At 40.4% G+C, this 11784-nt stretch carries 12 protein-coding genes; all 12 read left to right on the top strand.

Annotated features, from left to right (window positions below):
• Positions 1-4: 4 nt before the first annotated feature.
• The 12 genes from UN64_RS17595 (at position 5) to UN64_RS17540 (ending at position 11639) form a co-directional block, all read left to right on the top strand.
• Positions 5-517 carry a SpoIIIAH-like family protein gene (locus UN64_RS17595; RefSeq protein WP_077365283.1) on the top strand — a complete coding sequence of 171 codons (513 nt, stop codon included), beginning with the start codon at positions 5-7 and terminating at the stop codon, positions 515-517.
• Between the two features lie 605 nt (positions 518-1122).
• Positions 1123-1626 (top strand): acetyl-CoA carboxylase biotin carboxyl carrier protein, encoded by a 504-nt coding sequence (accB, locus tag UN64_RS17590; RefSeq protein WP_077365281.1) that lies wholly within the window; start codon positions 1123-1125, stop codon positions 1624-1626.
• Between the two features lie 12 nt (positions 1627-1638).
• A complete protein-coding gene (accC, locus tag UN64_RS17585) occupies positions 1639-2997 on the top strand; it encodes an acetyl-CoA carboxylase biotin carboxylase subunit (RefSeq protein WP_077365279.1) in 1359 nt (452 codons plus the stop codon).
• Positions 2998-3014: 17 nt separating this feature from the next.
• Positions 3015-3419: an Asp23/Gls24 family envelope stress response protein gene (locus UN64_RS17580; protein ID WP_066290809.1), complete on the top strand. Its 405-nt coding sequence runs from the start codon at positions 3015-3017 to the stop codon at positions 3417-3419.
• Between the two features lie 438 nt (positions 3420-3857).
• The gene (gene nusB, locus UN64_RS17575) at positions 3858-4253 is read left to right on the top strand and encodes a transcription antitermination factor NusB (RefSeq protein ID WP_077365277.1); all 396 of its coding nucleotides are present in this window, start codon (positions 3858-3860) and stop codon (positions 4251-4253) included.
• A gap of 22 nt (positions 4254-4275) precedes the next feature.
• Positions 4276-5139 (top strand): bifunctional methylenetetrahydrofolate dehydrogenase/methenyltetrahydrofolate cyclohydrolase FolD, encoded by an 864-nt coding sequence (gene folD / locus UN64_RS17570; RefSeq protein WP_077365275.1) that lies wholly within the window; start codon positions 4276-4278, stop codon positions 5137-5139.
• Positions 5139-6485, top strand: a complete 1347-nt coding sequence (gene xseA, locus UN64_RS17565; RefSeq protein WP_077365273.1) for an exodeoxyribonuclease VII large subunit — start codon at positions 5139-5141, stop codon at positions 6483-6485. Before folD ends, xseA begins: the two co-directional genes overlap by 1 nt.
• A 7-nt stretch (positions 6486-6492) precedes the next feature.
• Positions 6493-6729 carry an exodeoxyribonuclease VII small subunit gene (locus UN64_RS17560; RefSeq protein ID WP_281249481.1) on the top strand — a complete coding sequence of 79 codons (237 nt, stop codon included), beginning with the start codon at positions 6493-6495 and terminating at the stop codon, positions 6727-6729.
• Positions 6729-7607: a polyprenyl synthetase family protein gene (locus UN64_RS17555; RefSeq protein WP_425590129.1), complete on the top strand. Its 879-nt coding sequence runs from the start codon at positions 6729-6731 to the stop codon at positions 7605-7607. Before UN64_RS17560 ends, UN64_RS17555 begins: the two co-directional genes overlap by 1 nt.
• Before the next feature lie 701 nt (positions 7608-8308).
• Entirely contained in the window at positions 8309-8905 is a 597-nt protein-coding gene (locus tag UN64_RS17550; RefSeq protein WP_077365269.1) for a hypothetical protein, read from the top strand.
• A gap of 20 nt (positions 8906-8925) precedes the next feature.
• Positions 8926-10824 carry a 1-deoxy-D-xylulose-5-phosphate synthase gene (gene dxs / locus UN64_RS17545; protein ID WP_077365438.1) on the top strand — a complete coding sequence of 633 codons (1899 nt, stop codon included), beginning with the start codon at positions 8926-8928 and terminating at the stop codon, positions 10822-10824.
• Positions 10821-11639 carry a TlyA family RNA methyltransferase gene (locus UN64_RS17540; protein ID WP_077365267.1) on the top strand — a complete coding sequence of 273 codons (819 nt, stop codon included), beginning with the start codon at positions 10821-10823 and terminating at the stop codon, positions 11637-11639. The genes dxs and UN64_RS17540 overlap by 4 nt, the downstream gene beginning before the upstream one ends.
• The last annotated feature ends 145 nt before the right edge of the window (positions 11640-11784 follow it).

Raw genomic sequence — 11784 nt, 5'->3', positions numbered from 1 at the left:
AAGAATGTTACTTAAAAAACAAACAGTTTGGCTTTTAACAATGCTTAGCCTGATTATTGTATTGTCAGTGTATTACATTACCGCACCAGGTGGAACTGATGATCTTGCCTACTTGGAGGCAGGTAAAAAATCTGGTAAGGATGCAACAGTTTCAGGAGTTGCAAACGATGATATGTTTACAGCCCTTCGTTTAGAACGTGATGAAGTTCGTGACGAGATGAGTGCTGATTATGTTGCTGTAGCAGGATCAGAAGATGCGTCTGCAGAAGTACAGGCGGAAGCATGGGCTAAAATGACAGAACTGCAGTCACTTACAATGAAAGAAGCAACTCTCGAAACGCTAATTAAATCAATGGGCTTTAAAGATGCATTAGTAAGCACGATGAATAATGAGATTAAAGTTATTGTAAAAGCGGATAAACTATCCAAAAAAGAAGTTGTTGAGATTATGAATTTAGCAAACGAACACCTGGGCAACAGCAAAACAGTAGCTGTAGAATATCATGCAGCAAAATAAAATGAAGCCGGATTGATTCCGGCTTTTTTTATTTTGTGGCATTTCGTGTTATATTTTGAATAAGTCGTTTATATAAGGTTGCTTTTCACATACATTGATGCTTTTGAAAGTAGTTGATTTCCGCTCCAGGCTGCTCGCTTTCCACGGGGCGTGCGGTGAGCCTCCTGCCGCTTTGCGCCATTAGGAGTCTCCACCTGACCGCTCGTCCCGTAGGAGTCTCGCACCTTGCGCTCCAGTCAACTTGCAAATGATGAGAATAGAAAGAGCTTTAAGCAACAAAAAGAGCATTTTGTAAGTTTAGTTGCCTAAGTTCTCTGCTTCTATCAACTAGTCAAATAAGAGCAACAAGCAAAATGATTTGACAGAAAAGATAGGAACCCGGTTTGTATTTATTTTTTATAGGTAAAAATAGAATATTAAAGTATTCATAGCGGTAATCGCTTACAATCTATTTACGAATCGTGTACTATTAAATTTGTACATGAAAGTAATGTATCCATGAAAAAAGAATTATGGTATATTACTTTTGTTAAGACCTAGTCACAATAGAAGGTGCTAAACCAAAAATAAACCTGAATAGGATTGTTTAAAGGAGTCGAGATTTTATGCTAAAAATACAAGAAATCCGAGAACTAATTAAACTTATCGACAAATCAAGTATTAATGAATTCAAATATGAAAATGACGGTTCAAAAATCGTTCTTAAAAAGAATGCAGGAACTGCTGTTTCATACCAAACAGAAGAAGTACCTGTTCAGCCAGTAGTGAATCAAGCACCACCTGCAAGAGAGTCAGCTCCTGCTGCAGAACCGGTAAAGGCTAGTCCGGAAGTTCAGCAAGAAACAAAGGCTGCAGAAGAAGATGCATCATTACATAAAGTAGTGTCACCGATGGTTGGTACATTCTACTCGGCTTCTTCTCCAGAAGATGATCCTTTTGTTAAACCTGGAGACCAAGTATCTAAAGACAGCGTCGTCTGTATCATTGAAGCTATGAAATTGTTTAATGAAATTGAATCCGAAGTGAACGGTGAAATTGTAAAAGTATTGGTGGAGAACGGACAACTAGTAGAATATGGACAACCTCTGTTCCTCGTGAAAGCAGAATAGGAGGGTATGTCGATGATTAATAAGCTATTAGTAGCAAACCGTGGTGAGATTGCAGTACGGATTATTCGAGCATGCAAAGAACTAGGTGTTGAAACGGTAGCCGTTTATTCAGAAGCTGACAAGGATGCATTGCATGTCCGTTTGGCAGATGAGGCTTATTGTATCGGACCTACTGCTTCAAAAGACAGTTATTTAAATTTCACAAATATTATGAGTGTCGCTACATTGACAGGTTCAGATGCTATTCATCCAGGATACGGATTCTTAGCTGAAAATGCCGATTTTGCTGAGCTTTGCAGGGAATGCAATGTAACATTCGTAGGCCCTAGTTCAGAAGCCATCAACAAGATGGGGATTAAAGATGTTGCCAGAGCAACAATGGCAGATGCAGGTGTTCCGATCGTTCCCGGGTCAGAGGGGATAATCAGGGACAAGGAAGAAGCCATTGAATTAAGCAATAAAATTGGATATCCCGTCATTATTAAAGCGACTGCCGGCGGCGGAGGGAAAGGTATTCGAGTAGCCAAAAACGAAGCTGAACTATTAAAGGGTATTGCAATTACTCAGCAAGAAGCTGCAACTGCTTTCGGTAATCCAGGTGTTTATATCGAAAAATACATTGAAGATTTCCGTCATGTAGAAATACAAGTTCTTGCAGATAATTACGGACATGTTATTCATTTAGGAGAAAGAGACTGCAGTATTCAAAGACGCTTGCAAAAGCTTTTAGAAGAAACGCCATCTCCAGCAATAAGTCCGGAAAAACGCCAAGAAATGGGAGAAGCAGCTGTTAAAGCCGCTGAAGCCGTCCAATACTCCGGTGCCGGTACTGTTGAGTTTATTTTTGATCATAATACCGGTGAATTTTATTTCATGGAAATGAACACACGTATTCAAGTTGAGCATCCTGTAACAGAAATGGTTACGGGAATTGACCTCATAAAAGAACAGATCAAAGTGGCATCAGGCGAAAAATTAATATATACACAGGAAGATATTGAGTTTAATGGATGGTCGATCGAATGCAGAATAAATGCAGAGAATCCGGAAAAGAACTTTATGCCTTCTGCTGGAAAGATTGACATGTATCTGCCTCCAGGCGGACTTGGGGTCCGCGTTGATTCAGCCGTGTATCCTGGATATACAATACCGCCATTCTACGATTCTATGATTGCTAAGGTAATCACTTATGGAAACACTAGACAAGAAGCAATCAATCGTATGAAGCGCGCATTAAGTGAATTTGTTATTGAAGGAGTCCACACGACCATTCCTTTCCATCTGCGTCTTTTAAACCATGAAACATTTGTGAATGGCGACTTTAATACTAAGTTTTTAGAAAATCATGATTTAACTTCAAAAAGTGAATAACAATGGAGGTGCATAAAATGAATGAACTATCATTTGAGATGGAGAGTTATTCATCAGAGTTAGGTAAAGTTGAAATCTCACCTGAAGTAATTGAAGTTATTGCAAGTATTGCAGCTTCAGATGTTGAAGGTGTAGCGTCAATGAGAGGAAGCTTTGCAAGTGGGGTTGTAGAGCGGCTTGGAAAGAAAACACACGGTAAAGGCGTTAAAGTAGAGCTGTCAGAGTCAGGAATTTCAATCGATATTTATGTCTCTATGAAATATGGCGTTGCGATTCCAGATGTTGCTCAAAAAATTCAAGATTATGTCAGACAGGCATTATTAGATATGACTGCTCTTGAAGCAACAGACATTAATGTTTTTGTGGTAGGCGTTCAATTCGACTCCAAAGAAAAACAGTATGAAGCACCTGAAGTAGATTGATACAGAAATCAAAGGGGGATTCCTCCTTTGATTTTTTTCTTTGGTTTTTTTTAGAAATACTTTTTTCTAAGGTCTTCTCTAAAAGATTGTTGCTATTGGTTCATATTTAATTCTCTTCATTGACAAGTTGATTGAAGAGCAAGGTGCGTGCCTACCACATGAGAAGCTTCTTGCTAGGCATGCGACGAGGATGCTTACGTCGGTAGAAATTCCTTGTAGACGCAGGCGCAAGAATACTACCCTGAAGCGGAAAGCGAACACCTGGAACGGAAATCAACTCCTTCCATGAGCAACAATGTATGTAATAGCTGTCTTTTATAATTAAAAAACTGAATGTTTCGAAGGGATTTAGTGTTAAATGTTCGGATTGTAACCACTCGTCCGAATATGGTATTATGCTAGTTAGAAATTGTTCGCATATAGAAAGGAAGTCGAATTATGAAACGTAGACTTGCTAGAGAAAAAGCCTTTCAATCGCTTTTTCAAATTGAAGTGAGTGACATTAGTGTTGAAGAAGCAATGGAGCATGTATTAGAAGGAGAACCATCAGATGATTTTCTAAATGAGATCGTGAATGGAACCGTTGAAAATAAAACAGAGATTGAAAAATTCTTAACTCCTTATTTAGAAAAATGGAGCTTTTCAAGACTTGCTAATGTAGAACGGGTAGTTCTGCAAATGGCAGCTTATGAATGGCTTTACATGGAAGAAGTTCCGAAGAATGTAACACTGAATGAGGCGATAGAAATTGCTAAAATATTTGGCGGTGAGGAAGCCGGCCGCTTCGTTAATGGTGTATTAGGTAAGATAATCTCAGATATCCGGAAAAAATAATAATTTTTGAGGGGGACCTAGAATGACTGTATTAGATGGAAAGCAAATTGCAAAAGAGATAAGAGAGCAGCTAGCTAGAGAGATACAGGAACTGAAGCTGGAAGGAAATGTCCCTGGACTGGCTGTTATTCTAGTAGGCGATCACCCTGCATCACGTTCATATGTTCTTGCAAAAGAAAGAACATGCAAAGAACTTGGAATGCACTCAGTATTAACTGAATTGCCCGAGTCCATTTCTGAAAATGATTTGTTAAACTGCATTCAATCCTTTAACAATGATGAACAAATCGACGGAATTCTTGTTCAGCTCCCCTTACCCTCACATATAAGTGAATCAAAAGTTATTGAAACAATTCTGCCTGAAAAAGATGTTGATGGCTTTCATCCTATAAATATCGGAAGAATGCATGCTGGTGATGAGCATGCGTTTATTCCATGTACACCGCTTGGTATATTAGAGATGGTAAAACAGACAGGTGAAGAGATTTCTGGAAAGCATGTTGTTGTAGTAGGCAGAAGCAACTTAGTAGGAAAACCTGCAGGACAGCTATTCTTGCAAGAGAACGCAACCGTAACGTTTTGTCATTCAAGAACAAAGAATCTGTCAGCACAAACGCTGCAAGCCGATATATTAATCGCCGCAGTAGGAAAACCGAACATTATTACAGAAGATATGGTTAGACCTGGTGCCGTTGTTATTGATGTAGGTGTAAACCGTCTTGAGAACGGTAAATTATGCGGAGATGTTGATTTTGAAGCAATTAAGCCAAAAGCAAAACATATCACTCCTGTTCCTGGCGGGGTAGGTCCAATGACGATCACGATGCTGATGAACAACACTGTGCTTGCATCAAAATGGAGAAAGAAGACAAAGGAAGTTCACTAATGCAAAACGATCGGTATGTACCAATATCTGCTGTAACCAGATATATTAAACGATTATTTGAAAATGACGGCAACCTGCAGGATGTATGGGTTAAAGGTGAATTGTCAAATGTTAAGCTGCATAGCAGAGGTCATTTGTATTTCACTTTAAAAGACGCAAATAGCAGAGTCAGTGCAGTTATGTTTGCAGGAAATAATAAATATTTAAACTTCAAGCCAAAAGAAGGCATGAATGTTTTGATCCAAGGTTCCTTTTCCGTATATGAACCACAAGGACAATATCAGCTTTATGCAAGATCGATGCAGCAGGATGGTGTAGGGAATCTCTATTTAGCGTATGAAGCATTGAAGAACAAGCTAGAACGTGAAGGGCTTTTTGATGCTTCACGGAAGAAGCTGCTGCCAAAGTTTCCAAAAAGAATAGGTGTTATCACATCACCAACAGGAGCTGCGGTCAGGGATATCTTTACTACGATAAAACGCCGCTTTCCTTTAGCGACCGTTACACTGTTTCCAGTTCTGGTACAAGGGCCGGGTGCAGCTCCATCAATTGTTCGTGCTATTGAACAAGCAAACGAATTAAGTGACGCTGATGTATTGATTGTCGGTCGTGGCGGGGGTTCGATCGAGGAGTTGTGGGCATTCAACGAGGAAATCGTAGCACGCGCTATTTATTTTTCACGATTACCGGTTATTTCTGCGGTTGGTCATGAAACAGATTTTACGATTGCAGATTTTGTAGCTGATCTAAGAGCACCTACTCCAACTGCAGCAGCAGAGTTAGCTGTTCCGCATTTGGATGAACTCGGAGACAGTCTGCACCAAAGAAGAGTAAGACTGAAAAGAGTTATGGCTGATTTTATAGCTGGACATCAGCACCACTTAAACCGTCTGCAGAAATCTTATGCTTTTAAATATCCGACTCAGCTTGTCAAGCAGAAGGAACAGGAACTAGACAGATATTTAGATAAGCTGAAAAGAACGGCAGAAACCTTTCTTGGAGAGCATCAGAGGGAATTAACTCAGGTTCAGCGTCAGCTAGCTCTATTCTCGCCAGCTGGCCAGCTGCAAAAAGCAAATGAAAAAGTGAATGTGCTTCATAAGAACTTAATTAAAGAAACAAACAGACATGTAAGACAGCACCAAACGAATTTTTCCAATAAAATTTCAAGGCTGTCCTCATTAAATCCGTTAGCTATAATGGATAGAGGATACAGTCTTACTTATAAAAAAGGAAAAAACGAACTCGTCAAGTCAGTAAAACAAGTAAATTCTGGCGAGTCGTTAACGATAAAACTTAAAGATGGGCAGATTGATTGTCATATCACTGGAACGGAGGTTCTTTAAGCAATGGCTGATAAACGGAAAAAAATTAACATTTGAAGATGCAATGGTACAGCTTGAAGAAATTGTTGAGAAACTTGAACAAGGTGATGTTCCGCTAGAAGAAAGTATTGATCTTTATCAGCAGGGTATGAAGCTTTCAAAGCTTTGTCATACAAAGCTTAAAAACGTTGAGAAGAAAATGGATACAATCATGCATGAAGATGGGAAGGAAGAACCATACGTCATCCAGGAGGAAGATCATTGATTGATTTTGAACAATATCTTCAGGTTAAGAAACAATTAGTAGAAGATAGGATGATTGATTATCTCAATAGCCTTAATGCTCCGGCAACCTTAAAAGATTCTATGCTGTATTCCATTTCTGCAGGAGGAAAAAGGTTGCGCCCCATATTAGCACTTGCAGTCATGGAATCCTTTCAAAAAGATCCTGAATTTGTTCTAGATGCAGCTTGTGCCATTGAGTTTGTACATACATATTCTCTTATTCATGATGACCTTCCATCTATGGATAATGATGATTATAGAAGAGGAAAGCTCACTTCCCATAAAGTGTTTGGAGAAGCGCAAGCCATTTTGGCAGGAGATGCCCTTTTAACAGAAAGTTTTTCTATGGTTACAGAGAATGTTTTCCTTAATGCGGAACAAAAAGTCAGATTGCTCTCTGTTCTTTCTCGTGCAGCAGGTGCAGAAGGAATGGTTGGCGGCCAAGTAGAAGATCTTGAAGGGGAAAACAAAGAACTTTCTCTCAAAGAGCTTGAGAGCATTCATGAAAAGAAAACAGGAAAAATGCTGGAGTGCTCTGTTTTAACTGGTGGAATTGCGGCTGACGCGACTGAAGGGGAGCTTTTAGCTTTACAGCTCTATGCTCGGCATATTGGAATCGCATTTCAAATTCAAGATGATATCTTGGATATAACGGGCAATCAGGATGAGCTTGGCAAACCGATTGGCAGTGATGAGGCAAATCTGAAGACAACATATCCGAAATTGCTGGGTCTTGATGGAGCACAAAAAGAAATGGAAAATCATATTCGTATTTCTTTGGAACATTTAGGTAAAATCAATAGAAATACAGGCATATTAGCTTCGATTGCGGACTACATTATAAAAAGAAATCACTAAGAGATTGTTGAGCAATTGGAAGTATGATATGATATTATTTGCTTTGGAGTGGTGCAGTATTCTAGTCAGCCCCCCGTTCCTGAAGGCGGGCCTAAAAATCCGCCAAAGGGCACATCGATGAAGTTCCTTGTGTTGGCTTGAGGCGCCCAGCCTTGGGTTAACGCTGGGAGTTAAGGTTGAAGGGCGATCCACAATGGCATGTGGGCGATGACCCTTCTTCCGCGGAGGCCCCCATATTTGCGGTTTGCGTTCAAAAGACCTTACTGCGAAATGGGGTTTGAACCTGCTTTGCCGCTTTTCTTGATTTTCAGGAAAAGAAAAGGCGAGCAGCGTAGCCTGCCTTGAGTGGTGCTAGAGGGGATTATGGTGTGAAAAGCCTGTATCGGTTGGCCGCTGATTTTGAGCTTTATGCCATATGAAATCTACTCTGCAAAAGAGGCTAGGGAATGTGCAAAGGGCTGTTGAGGAAAACTCCTAGACTGTTCTGCTACCTAGACACCTGTTAGGGATTATAGTGCGGACTAAGTGGTAATCTAGTCTAACGTTTGGTGACAGCGTTAAGAAGAGAGTAAAGGGAAACCGCGAATATGGCGACATTTCGTACTCTTCTGGGAAAACCTACTGGACCTAAGCCGCAGTCTTTACTTAATAAGGTGACCACTCCTTATTACATAAAGTTACCAAAAAAGAAGGAGTTATGCATGAAGCATTCCTTTTCTAAAACACTTAAATGGAGTACAAGCATTGCCGTTATCACTCTTGTGTTAGCGGCTATTTTTACAGTTGTCTCTTCTGCCCTCCTTAACGGTGTTTCGTGGGGCATCGGGATGGGAATCGTCTTCTTAATCGTGTTAACAGGTGTTATCTTTGATATTATCGGAGTAGCGTCCACAGCGGCTCAAGAAGTTCCATTTCACGCAATGGCTTCAGAAAAAGTGCCAGGTGCAAGACATGCTATTCTAATAACAAGAAACGCTGATCGTGTAGCGAACTTTTGCAATGACGTAATTGGGGATATATCTGGTATAGTTAGTGGTACAGCATCTGCTGCAGTTGTGGTAGAGCTCACGCTTTCAATGGGTAATGATAATGGCTCAAATCTCGAGTACTTGATTACAATTATCTTCACAAGTGTTGTTGCTGCATTGACAGTCGGCGGTAAAGCGTTAGGAAAATCTTATGCGATCAATCACTCAACCTTTATTATTTTTCAGGTTGGGCGTTTAATATATTTTATAGAGGAAAAGTTAAGAATTAAACTGCTATCGCCTGCTAAGAAAGAGAAAAAAAGGCGTTAATGGAAAGAGAGGCATATTCCATGAACCTGGAAGACATTCAGAATCCTCATTTTATAAAATCATATGAGACTGAACAATTAAATAAATTAGCGGGTAATATCCGTTCTTTTCTAATTGAGAAACTTTCTGTAAGAGGTGGTCACCTAGGCCCTAACCTTGGAGTTGTTGAATTGACACTCGCAATGCATAAGGTATTTAACAGCCCGAAAGATAAATTCATTTGGGATGTCGGGCATCAGGCGTATGTTCATAAAATCCTGACAGGAAGAGCATCTCAGTTCGATACACTGCGGCAGTATAAAGGCTTGTGCGGGTTTCCTAAGAGAAATGAAAGTGAACATGATGTATGGGAAACAGGACATAGTTCAACATCTCTTTCTGCTGCTATGGGAATGGCAATTGCACGTGATCTCAAAAAGACGGATGATAAAGTAATTGCAGTGATAGGAGACGGTGCCTTAACAGGCGGGATGGCTCTGGAAGCTTTGAATCATATTGGTCATGAAAAGAAAGACCTTATTGTCATCCTAAACGATAACGAAATGTCCATTGCACCAAATGTCGGTGCTCTGCACAACGTTCTTGGACGTATGCGGACAGCCAGAAAGTACAATAAAGCCAAGGATGAACTTGAATCATTAATCCGTAAAATACCTGCCTTTGGAGGCAAGCTTGCTGCTACTGCTGAGCGCGTAAAAGACAGCTTGAAATATTTGTTGGTGTCAGGCATGTTTTTTGAAGAGCTTGGATATACGTACTTAGGTCCTGTAGACGGACACGACTTGGACGACTTGATTGAAAACCTTTCATATGCAAAGAAAACAAAAGGTCCTGTTATCATTCATGTTCTTACTAAAAAAGGAAAAGGATATGAACCAGCTGAAAGTGATAAAAAAGACAGCTGGCATGGTGTTGGACCATATAAGATTGAGTCCGGTGAACAAATCAAGCCTCAGCAAACAGGTCCTTCATACAGTGGTGTTGTTAGTAAAACATTAGAAACGCTCTCGCATAAAGATCAGAGGATAGCAGTTATAACACCTGCTATGACAATTGGTTCGAAGCTTGTAGACTATGGAAAAGCCTTTCCAGACCGTCTTTTCGATGTAGGAATTGCTGAACAGCATGCAACTACTATGGCCGCAGGACTTGCTACACAAAACATGAAACCGGTGCTTTCCATCTACTCTACTTTCTTGCAGCGCGGGTATGATCAAGTAGTACATGATGTTGCGAGACAAAACTTGAATGTTCTATTTACTATTGACCGTTCAGGTTTAGTTGGTGCAGATGGAGAAACACACCAAGGTGTTTTTGATATTGCGTTTTTGCGCCATATACCAAACATGGTGCTAATGATGGGTAAAGATGAAAACGAACTTCAGCATATGGTATATTCAGCGCTGAAATATGAAGACGGACCAATCGCTATCCGGTTCCCTAGAGGCAATGGAATTGGTGTTCAAATGGACGATAAGTTTGAAAATATTCCAATTGGATCTTGGGAAGTCTTGAAAGAAGGCGATGATGTTGCCATTCTTACTTTTGGGACAACAGTTCCTATGGCGCTTGAGGCTTGGGAAATCCTCGCGAAATCTGGAGTATCTGCCCGTGTAATTAACGCAAGGTTCATTAAGCCGCTGGATTTTAAAATGCTGAACGATCTCTATGCTCAAAACATGCCGATTCTTACTTTGGAAGAAGCTATTTTACAGGGCGGTTTCGGCAGTGCTGTGCTGGAACATGCCGCCGATAATCAAGTGAACGTATTAATAGACCGCATGGGTATCCCTGACTGCTTTATCGAACATGGAAGTGTGACAAAGCTTCTTGAAGAGATCGGTCTAACGACTCCAGATCTTGTTGAACGAGTTAAAAAACTGGTGAAGAGAAAAGCAGAAAAGGGTCTTTTTACATGAAAAAAGAACGTGTAGATGTGATGCTTGTCAACCGCGGGTTGTGTGAAACGAGAGAAAAAGCTAAAAGGTCTGTCATGGCAGGCCTTGTTTATTCTGGAACAACACGTATGGAGAAGCCTGGAGAAAAAATTGAAACCGATGCCCCTTTGCACGTTAAAGGGAATTTAATCCCTTATGTGGGAAGAGGCGGTTTAAAGCTAGAAAAAGCCTTAAAAGTCTTTTCTTTTGATGTAAAAGATAAAACGGGTATGGATATTGGGGCTTCAACAGGGGGCTTTACTGATTGCGCACTGCAGAATGGTGCTAAATTTATTTATGCCATCGATGTGGGGTATAACCAGTTAGCTTGGAAGCTGAGGAATGACCCTCGTGTTGCTGTAATGGAAAGAACCAACTTTCGTTATGTAACTCCTGACCAGCTTGAAAATGGAATTCCGGATTTTGCCACAATTGATGTTTCCTTTATCTCACTGAGAATTATTCTTCCAGTTCTCACTCAGCTTATGGAAGAGGGAGAAGTAATAGCTCTTATTAAACCTCAATTTGAAGCGGGCAGAGAAGAAGTAGGCAAAAAAGGAATTGTCAGAGACCCGAAAGTTCACGAAAGAGTTATTTTTGAAATCATTGAATTTGCCAATAAAACAGGCATTAATCCTGTAGGTTTGTCATATTCACCAATAACAGGTGGAGACGGAAATATTGAATTTCTGCTTCATGGGGAAGTAAATAAGCAGGATAGACCAGCGATTTCTGACCAAAGAATTAAAGAAGTGGTTACTGAAGCACATAATACTTTTAAAAAAGAGCGGGAATAGCCAGATTCCTGCTCTTTTTCTTTGGCTGTTTTCGCAAACTTTGTTGCTCTTGAAAGTAGTAGATTTCCGTTCCAGGTTGCTTCGCTTTCCGCGGGGCGTGCGGTGAGCCCCCTTCGCCGCTTTGCGCCATTGAGTGGTCTCACCT

Source organism: Fictibacillus arsenicus (genome assembly GCF_001999465.1).
GTDB lineage: Bacteria > Bacillota > Bacilli > Bacillales > Fictibacillaceae > Fictibacillus > Fictibacillus arsenicus.
This window is presented reverse-complemented; position numbering and strand designations above follow the sequence as displayed.